Below are 23,584 nucleotides of genomic sequence, written 5' to 3'. Positions count from 1 at the left end.
CCTGGACTTGATCAACCTCATGCCTCCACCTCGGCGAGATCGCCGTAGCGCTCGAGCCAGTTGCGCCGGTCGCCGGCACGCTTCTTCGCCAGCAGCATGTCGAGCAGATCGAGGGTGCCATCCCCTGCGTCGCGGGTGAGCTGCACCAGGCGCCGGGTATCCGCCGCCATGGTGGTCTCGCGCAGCTGGATCGGATTCATCTCGCCCAGCCCCTTGAAGCGCTGCACGTTCGGGGTGCCGCGCTTGCTGGCGAGCTGCTTGAGGATCTGCGCCTTCTCGCTCTCGTCCAGCGCATAGTGGACCTCCTTGCCGAGGTCGATGCGATAGAGCGGCGGCATCGCGATGAACACGTGGCCGGCATCGACGAGGCTCGGGAAGTGGCGAACGAACAGCGCGCACAGGAGCGTGGCGATGTGCAGTCCGTCGGAGTCGGCGTCGGCAAGCACGCAGACCTTGTGGTAGCGCAGCTTGGAGAGATCGCTGCTGCCCGGGTCGAGGCCGAGGGCAACGGCGATGTCATGGATCTCCTGGGAGTTGAGCACCTCGTTGGAATCCACTTCCCAGGTATTGAGGATCTTGCCGCGCAGCGGCAGGATCGCCTGGGTCTCGCGATCCCGCGCCTGCTTGGCGCTGCCGCCGGCGGAGTCGCCCTCGACCAGGAAGAGCTCGCTCGCCGCCGGGTCCTGGCTCGAGCAGTCGGCCAGCTTGCCGGGCAGCGCGGGGCCCTGGGTGATCTTCTTGCGCACCACCTTCTTCGCCGCACGCAAGCGGCGCTGGGCGGCGCTGATCGCGAGCTCGGCGAGCTGCTCGGCTTCCATAGTGTGGGTGTTGAGCCACAGCGAGAAGGCGTCCTTCACCGATGCCGACACCACCCCGGCGACCGCCCGCGAGGAGAGCCGCTCCTTGGTCTGCCCGGCGAACTGCGGGTCGTGCATCTTCACCGAGAGCACGAAGGATATCCGCTCCCACAGGTCGTCACCGGTCAGCTTGACGCCCTTGGGCACCAGGCTGCGGTAGTCGCAGAACTCCTTCAGCGCCTCGACCAGCCCGCTGCGCAAACCGTTGACGTGGGTGCCGCCAAGCGGCGTCGGGATCAGGTTGACGTACGACTCCTGCAGCGCCTCGCCGCCCTCGGGCAGCCACTGCACCGCCCAATCGACGTGGTGCTCGTCATCCTTGCCGTGGCCGAGGACGGGTTCGTTCGGCAGCAGTTCGAAGCCGTCGAGCGCCTGGACCAGATAGTCGCGCAGGCCGTCCTCGTACTGCCATACGCTCTCGGTGCCGTCGGTGTCGACCAGCGTCATCTTGAGCCCGGGGCAGAGTACCGCCTTGGCGCGCAGCAAGTGGCGCAGCCGGGAGACCGAGACCTTGGCGCTATCGAAGTAGCTGGTATCCGGCCAGAAGCGCACCAGGGTACCGGTGACCCGCTTGGCGACGCTGCCGACTTGATGCAGCTCCTCGGCCTTGTCGCCATTGGCGAAGGCGATCGCGTGGCGCGCGCCGTCGCGGCTGACTTCGACCTCGAGCCGGGTCGACAGCGCATTGACCACCGACACCCCGACCCCGTGCAGGCCGCCGGAGAAGCGATAGCTCGAATTGGAGAACTTGCCCCCCGCATGCAGCCGGGTAAGGATCAGCTCGACCCCGCTGACCCCGTGCTCGGGGTGGATGTCGATCGGCATGCCCCGGCCGTCGTCCTCGACCTCGACCCCGCCGTCCTCGCGCAGCCTTACGACGATCGAGCGGGCGTGGCCGGCCAGCGCCTCGTCGACGCTGTTGTCGACCACCTCCTGGACCAGGTGGTTGGGACGGCTGGTGTCGGTGTACATCCCCGGGCGTTTGCGCACCGGGTCGAGACCGGAAAGGACCTCGATGGAGCTGGCGCTGTATTGACTCATTAGGGCTGGATAATCGCGAATGATGAACTGGGGCGACGCCCTGCGGCGTCACGGGTTGCTCGGAATCCTATCCGATCAGGCCGGCGCGGGCTAACAGCCCGGGCAGCAGGCGCGGATAGGCGCCGAGCGCATGATTGTCTCCTGGCACCACCAGCACCCGCGCGCCGCGGTAGAAACGCAGCGCCTCGCGGTGATCGAGCACCTCGTCGCAGCCGCCGAGCAGCACGGTGAAACGCGAGGGCTCGCGCGGCCTGGGTGGATCGAGCTCGAGCAGCTGATCGACGTAGCAGGGTTCGACCCGCGAACGCGCACCGGTGATGGGATTGACCTGCTCGACATCGACCATGCCGCGCGCCAGGCGAACGGGGTGCACGGCCGGATTGATCAGGCCGAGCAGCGCGATCCGGCGGCGCTCGGCCAGACAGGTGGCGAGAAAGCCCCCCATCGAACTGCCGATCACCAGCGTCGGTCCCTTGAGGGAGTCGAACGCCTCGAGCGCCACCGCGAAAGCGTCCGCCGGACGGTTGGGCAACACCGGCGCGACGAAGCGCGGACGCGACGCCAACCGCGCACAGGCGTCACAGGTCTGTCGAGCCTTGGGGGAATCAGGATGGCTATTGAAGCCGTGCAGGTAGAGGACGTTGTCGACGGACACTCGCTTTCTCCGCTCGCGCCGCTCCACGAGGCGACGACGTAAGGCATTGCCCACTCTGGCGCCGGCGCGATCGACGCTCAGCGACACACCCTCGCCAGAGAGGCGACCCAGCATAGCGCAAAAACTGTATGCATAGACAGCATCATTTCTCTCTCACCCCCGCCTCCCCGTCGCTCGAACGCGCCGGGGAGACGAGCGTCTGCCGGCCAGACTAGCCGCGACGCACCCGCTCGACCAAGTGACGCGAGGAGTCGTCGAGCTGATCGAGCCCCTCACCGCTGAGCAGGATCGCCTCGGTCTCGGTGGCGATCTTCTTGCCGAGCTCGACGCCCCACTGATCGAACGAGTCGATGTCCCAGATCACCCCCTGGACGAACACCTTGTGCTCGTAGAGCGCGACCAGGGCGCCGACGCTCTCCGGGGTGATCGAGTCGAGCAGGATCGTCGACGAGGGCTGGTTGCCGGCGTAGCGCTTGTAGGGAGGCGGCGTCTGCTCGCTCTTGATCGCTTCATCGCCGAGCATCAGCACCCTCGACTGGGCGAAGCAGTTGGCCAGCGCCAAGCGATGCTGGGTCTTGAAGCTCTCACGCAGAGCGTCGTTCTCGATCTCATCATAGCGGTTGATCGGCGCGATGAAGTCACAGGCGACCGCTTGGGTACCCTGGTGGAGCAGCTGGTAGAAGGCATGCTGGCCGTTCGGCCCGACCTCGCCCCAGAGCACCGGGCAGGTGGAATAATCGACCGGGGCGCCGGCGTTGGTCACCGACTTGCCGTTGGACTCCATCTCGAGCTGCTGGAAGTAGCCGGGCAGATACTTGAGCCGGCCGTCGTAGGGCAGCACCGCGAGAGAGCGGATATCGAGGAAATTGACGTTCCAGATCCCGGCGAGGGCGAACAGCACCGGCAGGTTGTCGGCCAGCGGAGCATGGCGGAAGTGCTCGTCCATCTGGTGGGCACCGGCGAGCAGGCGCTGGAAGTTGTCCATCCCGACCTCGATCGCGATGCCGAGCCCGATCCCGCTCCATAGCGAGTAGCGCCCGCCGACCCAGTCCCAGAACAGCACCCGGTGCTCTTCGGCGAAGCCCCACTCGGCCATCTTCTCGGGCTTGGTCGAGACGCCGATGAAGTGCTGCGCCTTGAGCGCGGCCTCCTCCACACCGGTGCCCCGGTTCAGCCAGACCAGCGCGGTATCGGCGTTGGCCTTGGTATCGATGGTGCCGAACGACTTCGACGAGTAGATGAAGATGGTGGTCTCGGGGTCGAGCTTCGGCAGCACGTCGGCGAGCTGGGTGCCATCGATGGTCGAGGCGAAATGGACCGCGACCGGGTTGTCGACCTCCACCCGATAGCCGCGCAGCGCGCTCGAGACCATCAGCGGACCGAGATCGGAGCCGCCGACGCCAAGGTTGACCACATCGGTGATCACCTTGCCGGTGGCCCCCTTCCACTGCCCCGCGTGCAGCCGTTCGACCAGCGTGCGCATTTTCGCCAGCGAAGCATGCACATCGGCGACCACGTCGCGGCCATCGAGCTCGAGCTCGGCGTCGGCGGGCAGGCGCAGCGCGGTATGCAGCGCCGGGCGGCCTTCGGTGAGGTTGATCGCATCACCGCGAGTGAGCTGCTGGATCGCTTCCTTGACCCCGGCCTCCTCGGCCAGCGCGAGCAGTTTGTCGAGGGTCTCGCGACGCATGCGCTGCTTGGACAGATCGAGGGTGATGCCGGCCGCTTGGCGGGAGAAGTCGGTGAACCGCTCGCCCTCGGCGAACAAGGTCTTGAGGTGGACGTCGCGCATACCGCCCTCGAGGTGCGATTCGAGGGCCTTCCATGCGGGGGTCTGTGTGATCGACATCTTGCGTGCTCTCTCCCGGGGTGGACGGTGGGGCGGCCGCCGCGCCCGCGCGAGCGCGGCCGCTCGGGTTCGGCGAACCTTTGAATCTTCCGTAAGCATAAGCCAGTGTGCGGCAGGATAGCTCGTCGCGTCGCTACAAGTCGCCTGCCGCCGTGTAACCAGCGGCATCGACGGCGTAGAATGGCGCTCAGCGACGAGGCCATGGTTCCGCTAGCTCGTCATCTTACGAAAGTTTCGGTCAAGCTCAATGAAAGACGCCCAGCAGGATCATATCTACGCCACGCCGCAGGAGCGCATCTCGCGCTTCTCCTTCGACGAGCGCGTCGCCCGCTGCTTCCCCGACATGATCAACCGCTCGGTGCCGGGCTATGCCCAGATCACCGCGATGTGCGCCCTGTTCGCCGAACGCCACCTGCGCCCCGGCGCCCACATCTACGATCTCGGCTGTTCCCACGGCGCGGCGAGCCTTGCGATCTGCGAACGCCTCGCCGAGCGCCCGTTCACTCTCACCGCGGTGGACCTCTCGCCTGCGATGGTGGCACGAGCCCGGGCCAACCTCGCCGCGCACTGCCCGGCGGCGAGGCTCGACGACGTCGAGCTGATCGAGGGCGACATTCTCGCGCTCGAGTATCGAACCGCGGGGATGATCGTGCTCAACTTCACCCTTCAATTCCTGCCGCCAGAGCGTCGCGCAGAGCTGCTAGAGCGGCTCTTCGACGCGCTCGAGCCGGGCGGAGTGCTGGTGCTGTCGGAGAAGGTCCGCTTCGAGCCCGAAGCGGTCGAGCGTGAGATCTTCGATCTGCACCACGACTTCAAGCGCGCCAATGGCTATTCCCAGCTCGAGATCAGCCAGAAGCGCAGCGCCCTGGAAGAGGTGATGTTGACCGACACCCTCGAGATCCATCACCAGCGCTTGGAAGAAGCCGGCTTCGCCCGCCATTTCACCTGGTTCCAGTATCTCAACTTCGCCTCGATCCTCGCCCTCAAGGCCAGCTAAGCTCGGGAAGCCACACGTTGTCGACCTACGACCCCCACCACCACGACCTCTTCCATGCATTCGTCGATCAGGGCCTCGAACGCTGGCTGGCACGCCTGCCCGAGCAGCTCGCCGCCGGACTCGATCGCAAGCGCCACGGCGACCTGCCCGGCTGGCAGCGCGCGGTGGAGAAGCTGCCGGTACTGCCGGCCGAGCGCCGGGTGAGGCTGGACACCGACCGGGTGGAGGTCGACCTCGAGCTCTCAGGCGCGGATCGCGCGCGCTGCGAGAACCTGCTGCGCCAGCTGATGCCGTGGCGCAAAGGGCCGTTCTCGCTCGGCGGCATCGAGATCGATACCGAATGGCGCTCCGACTGGAAGTGGCAGCGCATCGCGCCACACCTGCAAGACCTGCGCGGGCGCCGGGTGCTCGACGTCGGCGGCGGCAGCGGCTACCACGGCTGGCGGATGGCCGGCGCCGGGGCGGCCTTCGTGCTGGTGATCGATCCCTCGCCGCGATTTTTCTTCCAGTTCCAGGCGGTGCGCCATTTCGTCGGCGACGCCGACGGCGGACGCACCCATTTCCTTCCGGTCGGCATCGAGGCGCTGCCCGAGCGTCTCGAGACCTTCGACACGGTGTTCTCGATGGGCGTGCTCTACCATCGCCGCTCCCCGCTCGATCATCTCCACCAGCTGCGCGAGGCGCTGCGCCCGGGCGGCGAGCTGGTGCTCGAGACCTTGGTGGTCGAAGGCGATGCCGAGCGCGTGCTGGTGCCGGGCGAGCGCTATGCCAGCATGCCCAACGTCTACTTCCTGCCCTCGTCCAAGGCGCTGGCCCACTGGCTTGAGCGCTGCGGCTTCGAGAACGTGCGCGTGGTCGACGAAAGCGACACCTCGCTCGAAGAGCAGCGCAGCACCGACTGGATGCGTTTTCAATCACTCGCCGACTTCCTCGACCCCGACGACCGCCGGCTGACCCTGGAGGGTCACCCCGCGCCGCGCCGGGCAGTGCTGATCGCCCAGCGCAGGCAATGAGCCCCAATATAGCCACGAACAATCAAAATACAGATGCTGATATAAATTCATTCTTCAGCAGACGACGGTGGTGATTGCTCGCCGCACTAATAGCAAATATTCTCGTTTTCACTCCTACCGTATTTTTGCTCCGCGCCTTCAGACCGAAGGCGCGGAGCCTCAAGCCGCTCGCGAGGTGTCGACATGAGCCAAGCTCCCTTCATTCGTGAGGCGTTCTTCGAAGCCCGTTCGCGGGTGCCCGATTTCAGCATCCACAAGCTCGCCGGCCAGCTCGGCGTCAGCCAGGGGCAGGTCCAGGCGGCACGCCTCGGCCACGGCGTCACTGGTCTCGCGCTCACGCCCTGCGACCTGGTGATGCGCCTGCCCTCGCTCGGCGCGCTCGAGATCACCACCACCTCGCCCCACGCGCGGCTGAAGAGTAAAAGCCCACGGCTGCGCATCGCGGGTCTCGAGAACGCAGCGCTTTCCCTGCGCATGCTGCTGCCGCACTGGTATTGGGCCTGCCTGAGCGAGGACGCAGAACCAGCGATCGAAGTCTTCGACCGCTACGGGCGTATGCTGCATCGGATCAGCAGCGCCCCGGAGGAGCCGCGCGGAGAAGGCTGGAGCCGGCTGGCTCGACTGCAGTGGGAGCGAGCGCCCGCCTTCACCGACCTGGTGGAGGTCGCGCCGGCGCCGTCCGAGCAGCTGCCACGGTTGGTCGATGAATGGAAAGCAATGCGCGATGAAACCGAGTTCTCCGCGCTGCTGCGCCGCCACCACCTGCGCCGAATCGATGCCTACCGGGCGGTGGAGAACCGCTATGCCCAACGAATGACGCCGCGCTGCTTCGTCTCCACCCTCGAACGCGCGGCCCGCGCGCGTCGCTCGCTGCGCCTGAGCGTCGCCAACGCAGGGGGCGTGCACAGCCACGCGGCGCTGTATGGCCACGTCGGCGAGCGTGCGGATCACATCGAAGCGCTCGGCGGCGGCGCATGCCTGAGCCTGGAGCGCAGCGCGATCGCCGAGACCTGGCTGATCAGCCAGCCGAGCGCCGATGGTATCCAGTGCCGGCTCGAGGCCTTCGGGCGCAGCGGGCGAATGATCGCGCAGCTTGCCGACGCCGCGCCCTCCCGATTGCCGGTCAGCACCCCCAGCGCGATGAGCCTGTTCGGCTAGGAGTGGCTAGGCGTGCGCTGCCTGCGCATCGCAAAACGCACTGCCGCAGGAAAAAAAGCCGGATCGCCAAGGCGATCCGGCTTTTTCATTCAGGCCAGTGACTTGAACCCGCTGGCTCAGCGCTTGAGCAGTTCGCTCAGGTCCTTGGCTTCCCAGTGCGGGAAATAGCGACGCACCAGGGCATTGAGCTCGAGCTCGAAGCCTTGCCAATCGACCTCGCGCGATGCCTCGCCGGGCTCGCGAGCCTCGCGAATCATGCCCGCACCGACGGTCACGTTGCTCAGCCGGTCGATGACGATGAAGCTGCCGGTACCCGGGCTCACCCGATAGCGATCGAGCGGCAACGACTGGGTCAACGCGACCTGGACCCTGGCGATGTCGTTGAGCGCCAGCTGCCCGGTGGCGTAATGATCGAGGCTATTGACGTCGATACCGTAGAGGATCTCGCCAATCTGGCCACTGGCCTCGCGGGTGGCGAGCTTGAAGTCGTACTGACGCCCGGGGACCAGCGGCTGCTCGCTCATCCAGACCAGGTCGGCATCGAAGGTATCGCTTTCGGCAACCTGATCGTCGATTCCCACCAGCCAGTCGCCGCGCGAGACGTCGATCTCGTCCGCGAGCGTCACGGTGACCGCCTGGCCCGGATAGGCGGCGTCGAGGTCGCCATCGAAAGTGACCACGCGCTCGACCGTCGATACCCGCTGCGAGGGCAGCGCGCGAACCTGCTGCCCGGGGCGCAGCACGCCTGCGGCGAGCGTTCCCGCATAGCCGCGAAAATCGAGGTTGGGGCGATTGACGTACTGTACCGGGAAGCGCAGGTCGTCGAAGTTCTTGTCGCGCTCGATATCGACCGTCTCGAGCAGCTCGAGCAGCGGCTTGGCTTCGAGGTCCTCGTAGTACCAGGGGGTATGGACGCTGCGACCGACCACGTTGTCGCCCTCGAGCGCCGACATCGGGATGAAGCTCAGCTCGGGACCATCGAGGTTCTCGGCGAAGGCGAGATAGTCACGCTTGATCTCCTCGAAGCGCGCCTGGCTGAACTCGACCAAGTCCATCTTGTTGATCGCGATCACCAGGCGGCGAATGCCGAGCAGGTCGCAGATGAAGCTATGGCGGCGGGTCTGGGTCTGCACCCCGTAGCGCGCATCGATCAGGATCACCGCGAGCGCCGCGGTGGAGGCGCCGGTGGCCATGTTCCGGGTGTACTGCTCGTGTCCCGGGGTATCGGCAATGATGAACTTGCGCCGGTCGGTGGAGAAGAACCGATAGGCGACGTCGATGGTGATGCCCTGTTCGCGCTCGGACTGCAGGCCGTCGACCAGCAGCGCCAGGTCGACCCTGTCGCCGGTGGTGCCGCGGCTCTTGGAGTCGCGGGTGATCGCCGCGAGCTGGTCTTCGAAGATCATCTTGGAGTCGTGCAAGAGCCGCCCGATCAGGGTCGACTTGCCGTCATCCACGCTGCCGCAGGTGATGAAGCGCAGCAGGTCCTTGCGCTCGTGCTCGCGCAGGTAGCGATCGATGTCGGAGGCGATCAGCTCGGATTGGTGTGCCATGTGGAAATCCTCAAAAAGCTCGAATCAAAGGGAGCGGGACGGCGACGCGGCCGCCTCAGAAATAGCCTTCACGCTTCTTGCGCTCCATCGAGCCCGCCTGGTCGTGATCGATCGCCCGCCCCGAACGCTCGGAGGTGCGGGTCAACAGCATCTCCTGGATGATCTCCGGCAGCGTCGAGGCGTGGGACTCCACCGCTCCGGTGAGCGGATAGCAGCCCAGCGTGCGAAAACGCACCCATTTCTCTTCCGGTACCTCGCCCGGTTCCAGCGGCATGCGATCGTCGTCGACCTTGATCAGCATGCCATCGCGCTCAACCACCGGCCGGGGCGCGGCGAAATAAAGCGGCACGATCGGGATCGACTCGAGATAGATGTATTGCCAGATATCGAGCTCGGTCCAGTTGGAGAGCGGGAAGACACGAATCGACTCGCCTTTGTCAATCCTGCCGTTGTAGAGGTTCCAGAGCTCGGGACGCTGGTTCTTCGGGTCCCAGCGATGGTGACGGTCGCGGAACGAGTAGACGCGCTCCTTGGCCCGGCTGGCCTCTTCGTCGCGCCGCGCGCCACCGAAGGCCGCGTCGAACTTATGCTCGCTCAGCGCCTGCTTGAGCGACTGGGTCTTCATTACGTCGGTGTACTTGGCGCTGCCGTGGTCGAAGGGGTTGATCCCCGCCGCGCGCCCCTCTTCGTTGACGTGGACGATCAGCTCCATGCCCGAGTCCGCGGCCATGCGGTCGCGGAACTCGATCATCTCGCGAAACTTCCAGGTGGTGTCGACATGCATCAGCGGGAACGGCGGCGGCCCCGGGTAGAACGCCTTGCGTGCGAGGTGCAGCATCACCGAGGAGTCCTTGCCGATCGAGTAGAGCATCACCGGGTTGCGGAACTCGGCCGCCACCTCGCGGATGATGTGGATCGATTCCGCTTCGAGCTGCTTGAGATGGGTAAGCCGCTCGGGCGATGGGGTCGCCTGAGCGGTGGGATGCGTATCGACTGTCATGCAGGACCTCGCGAATAAGAGGAAAGCCGCCATCCACGAACGGACGGGGAAATGCGCCCCACCCTAATAGGCACGGCTAATAACGTCAAAGAATCAGCATGTCTGTATTTGAGCGATCGAGTTATAACGCTATCGATCCGGGGCGTCAGCGAGCGTCGACGGGGAAGCGCACCACCTCGACGTCGAACTGATCATCACCGAGGGTCAGGCGCAAGTAGCCCGGGAGCGTCTCGCGATCGACGCTGAACTCGTCCGCGTCACGACGAAACTGGTCGACGCAGCCCGGCGAGGTCAGCACCCGGACGTCTCCTCGACGCTGCTCGAGCGCCATGTGAATGTGACCGGCGAGCACGCCGCGCGGTGGACGCCGGGCGGCATCGAGGGTCGCCCAGAAGGCGTCGCGATCAGACAGTTCGATCGCCCCCATCCAGCGCGCCGGCGGTTCGATCGGTGGATGGTGGAGGGCGACGAGCGTCGGCCCGGACGCCTGATCGAGCGACTGGGCCAGGCGAGCGAGCTGGGCCGCCCCGAGCTCGCCGCCGTCGCTTCCGGCCACCCAGCTGTCCAACGGCAGCAACCGCCAACGGCCCAGCATCACGGGCGCATCGAGCGGGCGCAGCCGCGCCATCGTCGCCGGATCGTCATGGTTGCCGGGAATCCAGCTCCACGAACGCCCCAAGGCGTCACAGGCATCGATCACCCGGCGGTAGCTGGATGCCGAGCCATCGTCGCTGACGTCGCCTGCGAGCAGCAGATGGTCGAAGCGCTCGCGCCCGATCGCCGCCATCGCAGCCTCGAAGCGGCGGTTCGGCGACTCGCCGCGCACCCGCGCCGCGGGATCGGCGCAAAGATGGATGTCACTGAGCTGGATCAGCCGCATCGATCGCTCCTGGCGCCGGGGCTGCCCAGTTCAACCCAGTGGCGATACGTCGGCGGTGTGGCCATGGGCGATCGCGTGGTCGAGCCACTCACCGAGGAAGCGGTTGAGCTGCAGTTTCTCATCGGGCTGGTGCATCTGCGCGTTGGGGTAGCGATAGCGGCCCTGGAAATGGCGCTTGCGCTGGAAATCTGTGACTTCCGCCATGCGTACGTCGTGGTAGAGATGCACGCGCATCCGCGGCGAATCGATCAGCGCCTCGAGCACGCCGCTCTGGCTTACGCGCAGCACAGTGGTATAGGGTGCGCGCGACTCGATCTCGAGGTGCAGGCAGCCGAACGAACGGTCGTCGCGCCCCAGTGAGATATCGATCCGCTCGCCGGCAGCCGAGTCGCCGAGCAGACGCACCAGGCGCAGGAAGTTGCTGGTGCATTCCGCCTGCAAGCTCTTCAGATCGGTGACGTATGCGGTCTTGTTGTTGGTCGATTGATTCATCGATTGCTCCTAGCGCGAAGCGTGGCGCGCTCCCGCGCCAGCCATTGAAGTGCGATCAAGGCCATCGCATTGTCGATGCCTCCCGACTCGACCTGCAACCAGGCGTCGCGGAACGCGATCACGTGAACGCGGATGTCTTCCTGCTCATCGGCAAGCCCGTACACCCCGCCGACGCCGCGGCTGTCGATCAGCGCGCAGTAGAGCTGGATACGCTCGGTGGAGGCACCCGGGCTCGGGTAGTAGGCATAGAGCGGGATCAGCTCGTCCACGGTGCAGCCGGCCTCCTCCATGGTCTCGCGACGAGCGACCTGCTCGGGGCACTCATCGGAGTCGATCAGCCCGGCGACCGGCTCGATCAGCCACGGCGTCGGCGCATCGGGGCGGCCGACCACTCCCGCGCGCACCTGCTCCACCATCACCACGCAGTCCTGCGCGGGATCGTAGAGCAGCACGCCGACCGCGTCATAGCGAACGTGCACCTCGCGAACCACCTCGTCGCTCCAGCCGCCGTCGAAGCGACGGTGCACGAAATGACGCTTTTCGAAGCGGAAGAACCCCTGGTAGAGCAGCTCGCTTGACTGGGATCGGACGTCGTCGGCGCCGAATTCGACCTCGCCTTGGCCGCGCTGCTCGGGGCTGTCTGCTGAATCCATGCTCTCCTCCCTGCCAATGTGAGACCCGCTGCTGGTGAACCGGCCACACGGATAAACGTCATCCCCACGGTGCGAGCGCTCGCGCTTGCGGGCCGTGTGGCGAATGCGATACTAGCGGGGCTTTCGGCGGATCGTCCCGGCTGAGCGACGATCGAGAACCTGCGGGGTGTGCTGTCAACATGATGGTTTCGCCGAACAAATTCAAGCGAGGCGTCGATCAGCGTGAATCAGCGCGGCGACTTTGCGTCCCGCATCGACCAGGAGCCTGAATGAAAGGCCGCAACATGACCCGCTGGCGCGATCCGGCCAAGGATCCCCGCCAAGAACACAAGAGCAATCTCATCACCCGCTCGGGCTTCGAACGCATGCGAGGACTCTACGAGCACTTGAGGAGCGAACGCCGCCCCGAGCTCTCGCGCAAGGTCGCCGAGGCCGCAGCCCAAGGCGATCGCAGCGAGAACGCTGACTACACCTACAACAAGCGCGAGCTGAACAAGACCATCGCGAGGATTCGCTACCTCGGCAAGCGCCTCGATGAGCTCACCGTGGTCGAACGCAAACCGGACGACCACGAGCGGGTGTTCTTCGCCGCCTACGTCTGCCTCGAGGACGACCAGGGCGAGGCGCTGCGTCTGCGCATCGTCGGACCGGACGAGACCGACGGCAAACAGCGTTGGATCAGCATCGACGCCCCGCTCGCTCGCGCCCTGCTCGGCAAGCGCCTGGATGACGAGATCGAGGTCGAAACCCCGGGTGGCGTACGCAGGTATGTAATAATCGAGATCGACTATCATTGACATCGAACGTAGCCTCCGCCACCGGGTCTACACTAGATATAGCCGTACAGGCCTGGAGGGCCACGTCATGAACACCGTCATGCACTCCCTCATAAAGCGCACGCTGCGTGGCGCCAGCGTATTCGCCATGCTGCTGGTGCTCGGCGCGTGCAGCAGCGTGGCGACACAGCGCGACTTCGATCCCAACCGCAACTTCGCCAGCTACCATAGCTGGAGCTGGATGGATCCGGCGGTCACTTTCACCCCCGACAATCCGCTGACGCGCAGCGATCTCACCCGCCAGCGGATCGACCAGGCGCTCCAGCAGCAGCTGCCGGCCAAAGGACTGCTGCCGGCAGCCGCTGGCACCCAGCCCGACATGCGCATCCAGGCCTCGGTGGCCGAGATCAAGCGCCCGGTGCAGACCGAAACGCTCTACGACTACTACTACGGTGGCTGGGGTCCCTACGGCGCCCGCGGCCGCTATGGCCCCTGGGGTGGACCTTGGGGCGGTCCGGCCTACTATCGCTCGCAGGTGAGCTACTACAGCTCGACCCTGCTGCAGATCGACATGTATGACGGCCGCGATGGTCAGCTTATCTGGCGCGGGCGCACCGAAAAGGGGCTGGGCCGGCTAGACAACCCCGACCAGCGTGCTCAAGCGATCGCGGAGCTGCTCGCTGACGTGCTGACCGAGTATCCGCCGGTACCACGCTAGCGGCGGATACTCGCTCATGCCCGGCTCATTCGCCGGTGAGCATGTGATGGACGCGCTGGTTCCAGAGCGGCGAGCACGGCGGCAGGCCGGAAGCGCCGCCGAACAGCCGGAAGTCGATCGTCGAGCACCATTCGGAGGAACCCACGTCGGGTCCATGCCCTTGACCATCTCCCGAGCCTATCTTGCGATCCACCCAGGTCTGCCACTCGGGGGTGCCAAGCGTCGGTGCGCCGGCATCGCTACTCGGCGCTCTCCCACCCTCCTGCCCACCGCCCGGCGCACTCGCGCAGCCGGCGAGCAGGGCGGTGAAAAAAAGCGCGGGTAGCATGCGTTGTCCTACACGTTGTCCTACTGATCTCATCCTGACCTCATAGCATGGCGGTGATCGGCGAGCGGTGCGGCGAACCGGCGTAGCCACTCCAAGATACGCAGGCTTGGCCTGCGCGGTGACCAGCCTCCCACAAGTGACCGCCCGATCGACGTCGAGTTCAGCGAATTCCGCCCCGGCACCTCGGCTGCGACGCACAGCCACAGCTACACGGGGCGAGCGAGACGACGATCAGCGACGCTTCGGCCGCGGGCGTTCGGCGCGATAGACCCGAAAGCGCCCATCCTCGACCAGGGTGTCGACCCGCTCGAAGCTGGCCTCCAGCGGCGCGCGATAAGGCAGGAAGACGTTGGCGACGATGTAGAGCCGCCCGCCGGGGTTCAGATGAGACGGCGCCATCTCGATCAATCGCCGAGCGGGGCCGAAGTCGATATCGCGGGCCTGATGGAATGGCGGGTTGGAGACGATCGCATCGAAGCGCCCTTCCACCCCCTGGAGCATGTCATGGGCGGCCACCTCACCCGGCAACCCATTGAGCGCCAGGCTGCGCCGGGTCGCCACGACCGCGAAGTGATCGACATCGAGCGCCGAAACCCGGCTGCCCGCACGGGCCAGCCAAGCGCTGATCACCCCATCGCCGCAGCCGACGTCGAGCGCCGTGGCAGGCGCGCGCTTAGCGTACTCTTCGCCGAGCCGCTCGAGCAGCATCTCGGTCCCGGCATCGAGCTTGCCATGGCCGAACACCCCAGGATGGCTCGCGAGCCGCAGCCCCAGCGCCTCGAACTCGCTCCACCCGTCACCGCCTTCAGGCATCGCCACCGTACGGCTTGAGAACAGCGAGCAGCGACGGGCATTGTCGATCCGCTCGCACGGCATGGCGTGCGCCTCGAGCACCTTGGGCACGCGCTTGACCCCGCCCTGGTGCTCGCCGACGATCTCGATCGGCGTCCCCGGCGCCAGCCAGCGGCACAGGGTCTCGAGCCACCAGATACCGAGCGCATGGCTCTTCGGCCAGAACAGCAGCGCCCCTTCGCCCTTTTCCTCAGGCGCGTCGATGCCGATGTGGACCCGCTGGTCGCGCGCGGCAAACGCAGCGCCGACCGCCTCGTTCGAGCTCCAGAACGCCTCGCGGCCAGCTCGGACCAGGTTGGTCTCGAGCGGCGGCGCGACGCGCCACCAGCCGCGATAGCGGGCAGGATCATGGCGCTCTAGCAGTTGGCAGACGGGGGCGATGGCACTCATGGAAACTCCGCAACGATAGGAATGGAATGCGCGCCCAGGATTCAGGCAGGGCGATGCACGCTGTAATGAAGGTAGCGCCCGAGGCGCCAGTAGGGCTCGGCGCGGCAGTAAGCGAACTCGAGCCGACGCAGGAGGACGAGCTCCTCCTCGCTCGGATAGCGGCTGCGCAAGTAGTCGTGGAATACCCGGATCCCGGTGACCCCGTGGACCTCGAGACCCAACGCATCGAGCCAATCGATTACCTCATCGTGACCCAATGGCGAGATCGGTGTCAGCCGGGTGCGGCGACCATCGCCGGCGAGGCGGTCCTCCAGCACCCGCTCGAGGTTGCCCTTGATCACGTTGGAGAACCGCAGCGCATCGCGATTGAACACCATCAGCGACATCCAGCCCCCCGGTGCCAGCTGCGCAGACAGCGCCTCGAGCCCTGCGCGCGGCTTGGCCAGCCACTCGAGCACCGCATGGCAGAAGATACGCGGCCAAGGCCCGGGCGCAAGCCGCTCGAGCGATTGCAAATCCCCCTGCAGGCAGCGCACGTCGAGACCCGCCAAGCGCTCGCGCGCCCGCAAGAGCATCTCCTGCGCCGGCTCCACCAGCGTCACCGCATGGCCGCGCCGCGCCGCCCACTCGGCCATCTGCCCAAGCCCACCGCCCGCATCCAAAAGCGGCTCAGCGGACAGCGGCAACTCACGCGCCACCGTATCCTGCAGCAGCGCCAAACGCAGCTGGCCCCGCGACGCCCCATAGAGGCTACGCTCGAACTTCGCCGCCATCTCGCCGACGAAATGCCGATCTTCGCGCATCGCCAAGCCCCATCGGTCAGCCCTTGTCAGGGCGCGGATTCTACCCCCCACCCCACGACTTGCCCAGCCACGCCTTTTCCTCGCCCGATCGAACCCCTATAATCGTGCGCCGCAGCGGCCCATCACCGCCTCGCCCTCATAGCTCAGCTGGATAGAGCGTCCCCCTCCTAAGGGGAAGGTCGCACGTTCGAATCGTGCTGGGGGCACCAATAAGCCAATGAATTCGCTGGGATTTATTCGTCCCTAGCGAAGGCGAAAAATCTCTCCTCTTGGTTGTGTGCTCAAAATGTGCACGACCCCGCTTGGATCTCTCTTCAAAACCCGAATACCTCTTTCGAAAGCCACCTTCGAAAAGATACAACCCATTGATTCAATTAAGCCATTCTCGGCGTTCGGCGGAGTTTCCGGTGATGCTGGCGCTCGGCTGCGATTTCCGGATCGCAGTGCTAACCCGCCGCTAAGCTAGGCTGGGATACAATGGCGTCGCTGGCATCCATTCACGCTGGACCCACAGCCGCCAGCAGAGCCCCACTGCCGGGTCACCCGGCAGTGGGGCTCGTTCATTGGGCGCATCACTGGCGAGCGGATGGTTCGCTCGCGGTAAGCAGATGCTAAGGGAGCGATCCCAGGACTGCCGTAGCCTAAGGCCCTGGCTTATGCCATCTTCAGGCTTACGGCAGCCAGACGAGCCCTGCCGTCGCCCCTCTCCTAGCTCTCGGCGGCAGGGCTCACCTGTGCCCGATGAACGTTCAGCCCTCGATGCCCGCGGGCCTGAACGAACGACGCCTTCCTGGTAAAGCCGATCTATCCGGGCGCGACTTGCATCTTGCTGGTTGGGAGGTTGGTTCATGCGAATGGGGGTAATTGCACTATCGGCCATGCTGCTTGCTGGCTGCATGAATGATGACGACCTTCCCAATAGCCTGACGCTGGATTGCGGCCGATACGGGGAAATAGTCGTGTCAGAGGCCAAAGGCCTTGAGTACGAGGATGGTTCCACGGTGACGATCGTGAGCCGGGACGTACGCTACTACGGCGACATGAAATCGGTGGAGAACACCTATTCCGACGGCGCCGTCTTCACCAGCGCCCAGATGGGCCAGCTGTCTTTCTCGCTCGATCGAGACGGCCTCCAGGCGAATTGTTCCTTCGCTCGCGAGTGAATCGGACTCACCATCTCAAAGGCCGATGCGGTCCACATCGGGCAAGGCTGGCTCCCAGCGACCTGTGGCGAGGGCATCACTTGCTGGCACCGACATGACCATGGGCGGTGGGGCGCAATTCCCTTCGACCGGCTACGCATGCTCAGCGTGATGGGAGCATCTCGAACCATGGCGGCAATCTGATGAGGGTGCAGGCCGAGCTATACAGCGTGCGAACCGTGGCCGCGCGCGACAAGCCTCGTACGAGATGATCTCTTGGCCATTCATACGAGTCGACCTGCACGACTTCTACGCTATCCAGTTGGCGTGTCGCGAGCCACGCGGCAAAAGGTCGCGTTGATGATCGGTAGACAACGCGGCCGTTCCCATCCGTTGCTACCGAGTGCAGCGTGATCCGAAAAGGGGCTTCGGCCTGGCAGGCTGTGCCAGAGGACGCTAGCCTGACTTGGAACGTATGGAGACCCATGAGGGATTCCAAGACTGGGGCCAAAAGAGCGAAGTCACGGCCTGCGACCGCAGCGCTGATGGTCGGGAGCCCTCGTGGAATTAGCCAGGAGAAGAGATGAAAAGAGCCGCGATGATCCTCAGTGTGTTGCTGTCCGGTTGCTATGCAGACGATGACCTGCCACGAACAGTGGCGCTCGAGTGTGGCGGCTATGGAGAGGTGGATGTCTCGATGGATGGCCGTATCCGCTACGAAGACGGCGTCAAGCCTGAATTGGTCGACAGGGACGTTGATTACTACGGTGTCATGAAGTCGGTGGAGAGCGAATATTCGGATGGTTCGGTCTTCACCAGCGCCGAGATGGGCGCAGGGTCGACTTCCTTCTCACTCGAGCGCGATGGAAACGGCAGGATAGCCAACTGCTATCTGATCGGGCACCAGAGCTGACACCCTCAGCGCTGAAGATGGGTGAAAATTCGTTTTCCATCCCGCCTCCCGCCTTGCGTCCTCCCTGCCACGAGGCGCAATATGGTCAGCTCTTTTTTCGCTGTTTCGCCGTGTACATAATTTTGCGTGCTAGCGCGTAACCCATGAATTCAAAATAGGATTTATTCGACTGGGACAGCCAGGAAATGCATGAGTCGTCTCGCACTCTTTGCCCGATACGATTCCTACCAAACCGCGCTCGATCGATTCAGCGAGCTGAATTCACTTCTCATGCAGGCCCTCGCCATGATCAAAAAAACCTTCTCCGAACACGTCAGGAAAAAAAAGAAGACCAAAGCGAAAGTCTCGATCCCTAATGAAACGGAGAAAGATGGCGAGCGCTCCTACAGCGCGCTGGATGAAACCAGCATGAAAAAATGAATTTGATCTAAATCAATGTATTGTATTCAGCTATAAACATTATCCCAACTGCATTGCGCCGCTTTGATAAAAAGCGCACCCTGACAGGGTGCAGAAGACGAAGAACCTAGCCAGCATGTATTAGGTTCTGCCTTGTATCGCACCAGCAGTGCTATGGCTGCCTCATTTTTCGAGGTTCATCATGAACCCATCTAGTTCGACTTATTTTCGCAACGAGCAGATCTCTTTATTCGCCGATGCGCAGAAACAAATCCAGCAGCCGTTACGCACGGTGCCGACCCCACGCGAACCTTCGTTCGATGGTGGGGAGAGAAGTGATGACTCAGCCCGATCCGGAGAATTCGCCAAGGATGGCGAGCAAAACACAGAGAACGACAGGGATCGCACATATTCTCCATCCCAGCGGCTGATGACCGGGATGTCCGTCGAGAAGTAGCGCGGAGGTCTCCAAGGATGGAGCATTCAACTCAGTATCATCCGTTCCAGCGCCCATTGATTTGGGCGTTTTTTTATCCGATCGATCTCGCTCGAGATGACCGCTACCGGACCTCACCCCTTGAGCAACCGGGCGCTGATGGCGACACCGAGCAGCGCCACGGCGACGGCGAGAAGGGCAGCGGCTAGGCTGGCGGCATGGGCCGCAAAGCCGATCAAGGCCGGACCGAGCAGGATACCGGCATAGCCGACGGTGGTGATCGCGGGAATCGCGACGCTCTCCGGCATCACCCGCTGCTTGCCCACCAGGCTGTACATCACCGGCACGATATTGGCGCAGCCGAACCCGACCAGCAGGTGAGCGAACAAGGCCAGCTCCCAGCCCGGTGCCAGGGTGATCAGCGCCAGCCCGGCAGAGGCGCAGAGCCCGCCGCAAGCGACCACCAGGCGACGACCGAGCCGCGCCACCACGACATCGCCGCCCAGCCGCGCGATGGTCATGGCCAGCGCGAATACCGCGTAGCCGAGGCCGGCGTGGGCGGGCGACATGCCTTTGTCCGCGCTCAAGAACACCGCGCTCCAGTCGAGCATCGCGCCCTCGGTGAGGAACACGATGAAGCAAAGCAGGCCGATGAACAGCACGATGCCGCGGGGAATCGCGAACGCCGGCCCTTCACTGGCGGCCCCATAGGGGAGCAGGTAGGGCGCCGCGCAATAGACCGCCAAAAGGCTGATCGCCCCGATCACCAGCGTCGTGCCCCAGGGCGACATGCCGAGGCTCAGCATCAGGCTCACACCGCCGGCACCGGCGATGCCGCCGAGGCTGAACAGACCGTGGAAACCGGACATCAACGTTTTTGCGCTCGCGCGCTCGACGATCACCGCCTGGACGTTGATCACGCAGTCGAGCGAGCCGACTCCAGCGCCAAAGGCGAACAGCGCAAGCATCAGCCAAGGCAGGCTCGAAAGCGCCGCAAGCCAGGGCAGGCTGGCGCAGACCACGAGCGTCGCACAGACCAGCATCCGGCGGCAGCCGAAGCGGGTCGCCAGTGCGCCGGCCAGCGGCATGGCGATGATCGAGCCCAACCCCAGGCAGAGCAGCAGCAGCCCCAGCGTGCCTTCATTCAGCCCAGCGCGCAGCTTGGCGAACGGCACCAGCGGTGCCCAAGCGGCGGTAGCCAGGCCAGTGATGAAAAACGCAACTCGAGTCGAGTACTGCTCTGCCCTGCCTGGCACGAGGCGTTCCAGCGCGTCGGTTGCCGCCATTCGATAGCTCCTTGGAAAGTCCTCGATGCTCGCATCGCATCCCGCACCGGTCGGCGTCCTACAGCGTAGCCGAGCCGCCTTCGCGCCGCCGGGCATACTCGGCAACCTCAAGCGGTACACTGACGAGCAATCCTGTGCCATCGAGATATCCGCCATGCCTTCCCCCTTCGCTGGAGAGGCGAACGCAGGCGCAGTAGCATGGGCCACCAGCACGCCACCCGCGAAGGAAGCAGCCGATGAACGACCCAGTGCCGCACGAATCCAGCGACTGTGTGATCAGCGGTGCGGGCCCGGCTGGGCTGATGCTCGGCCTGCTGCTGGCACGCGCCGGTGTGTCGGTCACGGTGGTCGAAAAGCACGCTGACTTCCTGCGCGACTTTCGCGGCGACACCGTGCACCCCTCGACGCTGGAGGTGCTCCACGAGCTCGGCCTGCTCGAGGGCCTGCTCGCCCTGCCCCATACCCGCGCCGAGCGGCTGCATGCAGAGATCGGCGGACGCCAGGTGAGCATCGCCGATTTCACCCGGCTGCCGACCGTCTGCCGCTTCATCGCGTTCATGCCACAGTGGGAGTTTCTCGACTTCATCCACCGGGAAGCGAGCCGCTATCCGAACTTCCGGCTGTTGATGGATACCGAGGTGGAAGAATTGATCGAGCGCGACGGCGAGGTTCTCGGGCTGATCGCGCGAACGCCAAAGGGGCAGCTCGAGATCGAGGCGCGGCTGGTGGTCGGCGCCGATGGGCGCCACTCCCGAGTGCGCCAGCTGGCGGCGCTCGAGGTGGAGAGCTTCGGCTCACCGAGCGATGTGCTGTGGATGAGGTTCAGCCACCAGCCGGAAGACCCGCCCCAGGTCATGGGCCATGCCGGCCCTCGCCAGGGCGCGGTGATGATCGACCGCGGCGAGTTCTGGCAGTGCGGCTACGTGGTGCGCAAGGGCAGCTTCGAATCGCTCAAGGCGGCGGGGCTCGAGGCCTTTCGCGCCCAGCTCGCCCAGGCGCTGCCGCTGCCCGCCTCGCGGATCGAAGAGCTGAGCGGCTGGGAAGACGTCCACCTGCTCAGCGTCAGGGTCGACCGGCTCAAGCGCTGGTGGCGGCCGGGCCTTTTATGCATCGGCGACGCCGCGCATGCGATGTCACCGATCGGCGGGGTCGGCGTGAATCTGGCGATCCAGGACGCGGTGGCTACGGCCAACCGCCTCGCCGAACCGCTGCGTGAGGGCCGCCTCGGCCCCCGCGACCTCGCCGCGGTCGAGCACCGCCGCCGCTTTCCCACCCGTGCGACCCAGAAGCTCCAACTGATGATGAAGCGTAAGCCCCGCGGCGACGAAGATTCCCGCCAGCGCAAGGGCCCGCCCGGCTTCATCCTCGCCATCGTCCGGCTGCCGCTGCTCGCCCATCTCGCCGGACGGCTGATCGGCCTGGGCTTTCGTCCCGAGCACCCGCGGCGAACATCAAGCTAGCGGGCTCCATCCTGCCATGGCCCGCTCAGCGGGCGCCCGCTCGCGCTACCAGCCATACCCCAACCAGCGTGACCACCATCCCCACCGCCATCGACCACGCCAGCGGTTCGCCGAACATCGCCCACGCCCAGAGCATCGTGATCGGCGGACTGAGATAGAGCACGCTTGCGGTACGAATCGGGTTGGAGCGGCTCAGGCAGAGCCAATAGAGGCCATAGCCCCCAAGCGTCGAGAGCACCGCGGTCCAGGCGAGGCTGATCATGAAGCCAGCCCGAAGCGGCGGCACCAGGGTGGTCTCGCTCGCAGCCCACAGTCCGAACACCGGGACGCAGACCAAGCACTGCAGGCAAAGATTGGCGCACAGGCCAAGCGGAGCTGCCGAAGCGCTGCGCTGCTGCCAGAGCGTGGCCAGGGCGAAGGAGAGCATTCCGGCGAAGGGTAGCGCATAGGCCCATAGCGGAGCCCCACCCAGCGCCAGCGCACCCTGAGTGACGATCATCATGCCACCCAGGCCGAGGGCGAGGCCCAGCCAACCGAGCAGCGGCTGGCCCCGCTGAAGCAGCAGCAGCGACAGCAGCGCGACACCAAGTGGCAGCAGATCGGCGATCAGCGCGGCCAGCCCTGCGGGCACGCCGTGCTCGATGCCCTTGGCGACGCCGGCGAGATAGCCGGCCATCGCCAACAGGCCGATTCCCACATGACGGGCCAGGGTCCTCGCCCCTGCCCGGCGCAGCTCTGCGATCGACCAGGGCAGCAGCAGCAGGCCGACCAGCAGACAGCGCCAGAACACCACCACCAGCACCGGTGCTTGATCGACCGAGTAGCGGATACCGACGAAGCCCGAGCTCCAAGCTATCGCCAATAGCGCTTCCAGCAGCACCAGCGGCAACGCTCGACGGGTGAGAAAGAGGGCAACGGGTCGCGCAGAAGAGCGACCGCTTGAGCATCCCATGGCAAGGCTCCATCGATCAGCGGAACTTGACGGTAGCCAAGCGCAGGCGCTCAATAAATCAATATTACCGGTACGAGTAGTTCAGGAAAACAAGACCATGCCCACCATCCTCGACATCGAACTGCTACGCAGCTTCCATACCGTGGTCAGACTCGGCCGCTTCCGCGCCGCCGCCGAGCAGCTGCACAAGAGCCCGGCGGCGATCAGCGCTCACATCCACCGGCTCGAGCGCCTGTGCGGCGGGCGTCTGCTTGCGCGCGACAACCAGTCCGTCTCGCTGACCCCGCTGGGAGAAACATTGCTGGCGCGCAGCGCCGCCTTACTCGAAGGTCACGACCGCTTGGTCGACGACCTGCTGGCCCCGCCGCTGGAGGGTCTGATCCGCCTCGGCGTGCCGGACGAATACGCCGTTCACCTGCTGCGCGAAGTGATCCCGCACTTCAACGCCACTCACCCTCGCGTCCGCCTGGAGATCATCACCGCCCCCAGCCTCACGCTGCGACGGCAGCTGCGCAGTGCCAGACTCGACATGGCGGTGAGCGTCGAAGCCGCGCGCGAGCAGACGACATCGCCCGCGCCTCGCTGCCTGACCCACACCACCCCAGTCTGGGCGACCGGCGCAGCGCTCGGCGACACCGTCCGCGCCCCCTTGCCATTGGCGCTGCATGCCGATCAATGCCCCTACCGGGAGGCGATGCTGACCACGCTGGAGCATGCGGGAATCGAATGGCGCGAAGTTCTGACCAGCCCTTCGAGCCAAGCGATAGAAGCCAGTGTCGAGGCCGGCCTCGCCATCACGCTGCTCGACCGCACTCGCCTGCCCCCTCGAATGGTCGAGCTCGACTGGCTGCCATCGATGCCCACGTTCAGGGTGATCCTCGAACGCGCGCCCGAGCAGGCAAACCCCGCGCTCGGCGCGCTCGAGGAGACGATCGCGCGCCACTTCAGGCTGTGAGGATTGCATTCGAATCCCTTTCGCTC

At 65.2% G+C, this 23,584-nt stretch carries 24 protein-coding genes and 1 tRNA gene; 12 read left to right on the top strand and 13 right to left on the bottom strand.

The features are described from left to right. Positions 1-17 precede the first annotated feature (17 nt). The 3 genes from parE to pgi form a co-directional block, all read right to left on the bottom strand. On the bottom strand, positions 18-1,898 hold the full coding sequence (parE, locus tag A5892_RS07450) for a DNA topoisomerase IV subunit B (protein ID WP_064122269.1): 1,881 nt from the start codon (positions 1,896-1,898) through the stop codon (positions 18-20). A 67-nt stretch (positions 1,899-1,965) separates the two neighbouring features. Further along, positions 1,966-2,553 carry a YqiA/YcfP family alpha/beta fold hydrolase gene (locus A5892_RS07445; RefSeq protein ID WP_064124361.1) on the bottom strand — a complete coding sequence of 196 codons (588 nt, stop codon included), beginning with the start codon at positions 2,551-2,553 and terminating at the stop codon, positions 1,966-1,968. A gap of 211 nt (positions 2,554-2,764) precedes the next feature. Beyond that, the gene (pgi, locus tag A5892_RS07440) at positions 2,765-4,402 is read right to left on the bottom strand and encodes a glucose-6-phosphate isomerase (RefSeq protein WP_064122268.1); all 1,638 of its coding nucleotides are present in this window, start codon (positions 4,400-4,402) and stop codon (positions 2,765-2,767) included. Positions 4,403-4,649: 247 nt separating this feature from the next. Here pgi and cmoA point away from each other — a divergent pair, with 247 nt between their 5' ends. The 3 genes from cmoA (at position 4,650) to A5892_RS07425 (ending at position 7,570) form a co-directional block, all read left to right on the top strand. Beyond that, positions 4,650-5,399: a carboxy-S-adenosyl-L-methionine synthase CmoA gene (gene cmoA / locus A5892_RS07435; RefSeq protein ID WP_064122267.1), complete on the top strand. Its 750-nt coding sequence runs from the start codon at positions 4,650-4,652 to the stop codon at positions 5,397-5,399. Positions 5,400-5,416: 17 nt separating this feature from the next. After that, positions 5,417-6,412 (top strand): tRNA 5-methoxyuridine(34)/uridine 5-oxyacetic acid(34) synthase CmoB, encoded by a 996-nt coding sequence (gene cmoB, locus A5892_RS07430; protein ID WP_064122266.1) that lies wholly within the window; start codon positions 5,417-5,419, stop codon positions 6,410-6,412. Between the two features lie 183 nt (positions 6,413-6,595). Next, positions 6,596-7,570 carry a hypothetical protein gene (locus tag A5892_RS07425; RefSeq protein WP_064122265.1) on the top strand — a complete coding sequence of 325 codons (975 nt, stop codon included), beginning with the start codon at positions 6,596-6,598 and terminating at the stop codon, positions 7,568-7,570. Between the two features lie 116 nt (positions 7,571-7,686). On the opposite strand, the gene cysN is transcribed toward A5892_RS07425, so the two are convergent. The 5 genes from cysN to A5892_RS07400 all read right to left on the bottom strand — a co-directional run bounded on the left by cysN (position 7,687) and on the right by A5892_RS07400 (position 12,148). Further along, a complete protein-coding gene (gene cysN / locus A5892_RS07420; protein WP_064122264.1) occupies positions 7,687-9,123 on the bottom strand; it encodes a sulfate adenylyltransferase subunit CysN in 1,437 nt (478 codons plus the stop codon). A 55-nt stretch (positions 9,124-9,178) separates the two neighbouring features. Then, positions 9,179-10,123 carry a sulfate adenylyltransferase subunit CysD gene (cysD, locus tag A5892_RS07415; protein ID WP_027351098.1) on the bottom strand — a complete coding sequence of 315 codons (945 nt, stop codon included), beginning with the start codon at positions 10,121-10,123 and terminating at the stop codon, positions 9,179-9,181. A gap of 145 nt (positions 10,124-10,268) precedes the next feature. Next, positions 10,269-11,003: a metallophosphoesterase family protein gene (locus tag A5892_RS07410; RefSeq protein WP_064122263.1), complete on the bottom strand. Its 735-nt coding sequence runs from the start codon at positions 11,001-11,003 to the stop codon at positions 10,269-10,271. 30 nt (positions 11,004-11,033) lie between these two features. After that, positions 11,034-11,495, bottom strand: coding sequence for a DUF1249 domain-containing protein (locus tag A5892_RS07405; protein ID WP_064122262.1), 462 nt, complete (start codon positions 11,493-11,495; stop codon positions 11,034-11,036). Further along, positions 11,492-12,148 (bottom strand): NUDIX domain-containing protein, encoded by a 657-nt coding sequence (locus A5892_RS07400; RefSeq protein ID WP_064122261.1) that lies wholly within the window; start codon positions 12,146-12,148, stop codon positions 11,492-11,494. The genes A5892_RS07405 and A5892_RS07400 overlap by 4 nt, the downstream gene beginning before the upstream one ends. A gap of 269 nt (positions 12,149-12,417) precedes the next feature. On the opposite strand from A5892_RS07400, the gene greB reads away from it, so the two are divergent. Together greB and A5892_RS07390 are read left to right on the top strand one after the other, a co-directional pair. Further along, entirely contained in the window at positions 12,418-12,945 is a 528-nt protein-coding gene (gene greB, locus A5892_RS07395; RefSeq protein ID WP_082890324.1) for a transcription elongation factor GreB, read from the top strand. Between the two features lie 67 nt (positions 12,946-13,012). Further along, entirely contained in the window at positions 13,013-13,642 is a 630-nt protein-coding gene (locus tag A5892_RS07390; protein WP_082890323.1) for a DUF4136 domain-containing protein, read from the top strand. A gap of 25 nt (positions 13,643-13,667) precedes the next feature. Here the strand turns inward: A5892_RS07390 and A5892_RS07385 are convergent, their stop codons facing one another. The 3 genes from A5892_RS07385 to A5892_RS07375 all read right to left on the bottom strand — a co-directional run bounded on the left by A5892_RS07385 (position 13,668) and on the right by A5892_RS07375 (position 16,015). Next, positions 13,668-13,970, bottom strand: a complete 303-nt coding sequence (locus A5892_RS07385; RefSeq protein WP_082890322.1) for a hypothetical protein — start codon at positions 13,968-13,970, stop codon at positions 13,668-13,670. A gap of 231 nt (positions 13,971-14,201) precedes the next feature. After that, complete coding sequence (locus A5892_RS07380) at positions 14,202-15,212, bottom strand: class I SAM-dependent methyltransferase (RefSeq protein ID WP_064122260.1); 1,011 nt, start codon at positions 15,210-15,212, stop codon at positions 14,202-14,204. Between the two features lie 41 nt (positions 15,213-15,253). Continuing rightward, a complete protein-coding gene (locus A5892_RS07375; protein ID WP_064122259.1) occupies positions 15,254-16,015 on the bottom strand; it encodes a methyltransferase domain-containing protein in 762 nt (253 codons plus the stop codon). A gap of 132 nt (positions 16,016-16,147) precedes the next feature. Here A5892_RS07375 and A5892_RS07370 point away from each other — a divergent pair. From A5892_RS07370 to A5892_RS07350, 5 genes are all read left to right on the top strand, one after another. After that, positions 16,148-16,224, top strand: a tRNA-Arg gene (locus A5892_RS07370). 750 nt (positions 16,225-16,974) lie between these two features. After that, complete coding sequence (locus A5892_RS20210; protein ID WP_150123508.1) at positions 16,975-17,178, top strand: hypothetical protein; 204 nt, start codon at positions 16,975-16,977, stop codon at positions 17,176-17,178. A gap of 562 nt (positions 17,179-17,740) precedes the next feature. Further along, positions 17,741-18,070 carry a hypothetical protein gene (locus A5892_RS07360; protein WP_064122257.1) on the top strand — a complete coding sequence of 110 codons (330 nt, stop codon included), beginning with the start codon at positions 17,741-17,743 and terminating at the stop codon, positions 18,068-18,070. A 189-nt stretch (positions 18,071-18,259) separates the two neighbouring features. Then, positions 18,260-18,490 (top strand): hypothetical protein, encoded by a 231-nt coding sequence (locus A5892_RS07355; RefSeq protein ID WP_064122256.1) that lies wholly within the window; start codon positions 18,260-18,262, stop codon positions 18,488-18,490. A gap of 181 nt (positions 18,491-18,671) precedes the next feature. After that, entirely contained in the window at positions 18,672-18,926 is a 255-nt protein-coding gene (locus tag A5892_RS07350) for a hypothetical protein (protein ID WP_064122255.1), read from the top strand. Positions 18,927-19,039: 113 nt separating this feature from the next. On the opposite strand, the gene A5892_RS07345 is transcribed toward A5892_RS07350, so the two are convergent. Beyond that, on the bottom strand, positions 19,040-20,191 hold the full coding sequence (locus A5892_RS07345) for an MFS transporter (RefSeq protein ID WP_064122254.1): 1,152 nt from the start codon (positions 20,189-20,191) through the stop codon (positions 19,040-19,042). A 236-nt stretch (positions 20,192-20,427) separates the two neighbouring features. On the opposite strand from A5892_RS07345, the gene A5892_RS07340 reads away from it, so the two are divergent. After that, complete coding sequence (locus tag A5892_RS07340) at positions 20,428-21,651, top strand: FAD-dependent oxidoreductase (RefSeq protein WP_064122253.1); 1,224 nt, start codon at positions 20,428-20,430, stop codon at positions 21,649-21,651. 25 nt (positions 21,652-21,676) lie between these two features. Here the strand turns inward: A5892_RS07340 and A5892_RS07335 are convergent, their stop codons facing one another. Beyond that, positions 21,677-22,603, bottom strand: a complete 927-nt coding sequence (locus A5892_RS07335; RefSeq protein WP_064122252.1) for a DMT family transporter — start codon at positions 22,601-22,603, stop codon at positions 21,677-21,679. A gap of 97 nt (positions 22,604-22,700) precedes the next feature. Between A5892_RS07335 and A5892_RS07330 the strand changes: the two genes are divergently transcribed. Beyond that, on the top strand, positions 22,701-23,558 hold the full coding sequence (locus tag A5892_RS07330; protein ID WP_064122251.1) for a LysR family transcriptional regulator: 858 nt from the start codon (positions 22,701-22,703) through the stop codon (positions 23,556-23,558). The last annotated feature ends 26 nt before the right edge of the window (positions 23,559-23,584 follow it).

Source organism: Halotalea alkalilenta (assembly GCF_001648175.1).
In the GTDB taxonomy this organism is placed as follows: Bacteria; Pseudomonadota; Gammaproteobacteria; order Pseudomonadales; family Halomonadaceae; genus Halotalea; species Halotalea alkalilenta_A.
Note: the sequence above shows the minus strand (reverse complement) of the source record. Positions and strands in the feature narration are given on the sequence as shown.

What these genes read in the sequence shown, in the direction of transcription:
- A5892_RS07375 (WP_064122259.1), bottom strand. Translation starts at nt 16,015, where the DNA reads ATGCGCGAAGATCGGCATTTCGTCGGCGAGATGGCGGCGAAGTTCGAG.
- A5892_RS07380 (WP_064122260.1), bottom strand. Translation starts at nt 15,212, where the DNA reads ATGAGTGCCATCGCCCCCGTCTGCCAACTGCTAGAGCGCCATGATCCT.
- A5892_RS07405 (WP_064122262.1), bottom strand. Translation starts at nt 11,495, where the DNA reads ATGAATCAATCGACCAACAACAAGACCGCATACGTCACCGATCTGAAG.
- A5892_RS07350 (WP_064122255.1), top strand. Translation starts at nt 18,672, where the DNA reads ATGAACCCATCTAGTTCGACTTATTTTCGCAACGAGCAGATCTCTTTA.
- A5892_RS07390 (WP_082890323.1), top strand. Translation starts at nt 13,013, where the DNA reads ATGAACACCGTCATGCACTCCCTCATAAAGCGCACGCTGCGTGGCGCC.
- cysN (WP_064122264.1), bottom strand. Translation starts at nt 9,123, where the DNA reads ATGGCACACCAATCCGAGCTGATCGCCTCCGACATCGATCGCTACCTG.
- pgi (WP_064122268.1), bottom strand. Translation starts at nt 4,402, where the DNA reads ATGTCGATCACACAGACCCCCGCATGGAAGGCCCTCGAATCGCACCTC.
- A5892_RS07425 (WP_064122265.1), top strand. Translation starts at nt 6,596, where the DNA reads ATGAGCCAAGCTCCCTTCATTCGTGAGGCGTTCTTCGAAGCCCGTTCG.
- A5892_RS07335 (WP_064122252.1), bottom strand. Translation starts at nt 22,603, where the DNA reads ATGGGATGCTCAAGCGGTCGCTCTTCTGCGCGACCCGTTGCCCTCTTT.
- A5892_RS07330 (WP_064122251.1), top strand. Translation starts at nt 22,701, where the DNA reads ATGCCCACCATCCTCGACATCGAACTGCTACGCAGCTTCCATACCGTG.
- cmoA (WP_064122267.1), top strand. Translation starts at nt 4,650, where the DNA reads ATGAAAGACGCCCAGCAGGATCATATCTACGCCACGCCGCAGGAGCGC.
- A5892_RS07385 (WP_082890322.1), bottom strand. Translation starts at nt 13,970, where the DNA reads ATGCTACCCGCGCTTTTTTTCACCGCCCTGCTCGCCGGCTGCGCGAGT.
- cysD (WP_027351098.1), bottom strand. Translation starts at nt 10,123, where the DNA reads ATGACAGTCGATACGCATCCCACCGCTCAGGCGACCCCATCGCCCGAG.
- parE (WP_064122269.1), bottom strand. Translation starts at nt 1,898, where the DNA reads ATGAGTCAATACAGCGCCAGCTCCATCGAGGTCCTTTCCGGTCTCGAC.
- A5892_RS07355 (WP_064122256.1), top strand. Translation starts at nt 18,260, where the DNA reads ATGAGTCGTCTCGCACTCTTTGCCCGATACGATTCCTACCAAACCGCG.
- A5892_RS07410 (WP_064122263.1), bottom strand. Translation starts at nt 11,003, where the DNA reads ATGCGGCTGATCCAGCTCAGTGACATCCATCTTTGCGCCGATCCCGCG.
- A5892_RS07400 (WP_064122261.1), bottom strand. Translation starts at nt 12,148, where the DNA reads ATGGATTCAGCAGACAGCCCCGAGCAGCGCGGCCAAGGCGAGGTCGAA.
- greB (WP_082890324.1), top strand. Translation starts at nt 12,418, where the DNA reads ATGAAAGGCCGCAACATGACCCGCTGGCGCGATCCGGCCAAGGATCCC.
- A5892_RS07360 (WP_064122257.1), top strand. Translation starts at nt 17,741, where the DNA reads ATGAAAAGAGCCGCGATGATCCTCAGTGTGTTGCTGTCCGGTTGCTAT.
- A5892_RS07345 (WP_064122254.1), bottom strand. Translation starts at nt 20,191, where the DNA reads ATGGCGGCAACCGACGCGCTGGAACGCCTCGTGCCAGGCAGGGCAGAG.
- A5892_RS07340 (WP_064122253.1), top strand. Translation starts at nt 20,428, where the DNA reads ATGAACGACCCAGTGCCGCACGAATCCAGCGACTGTGTGATCAGCGGT.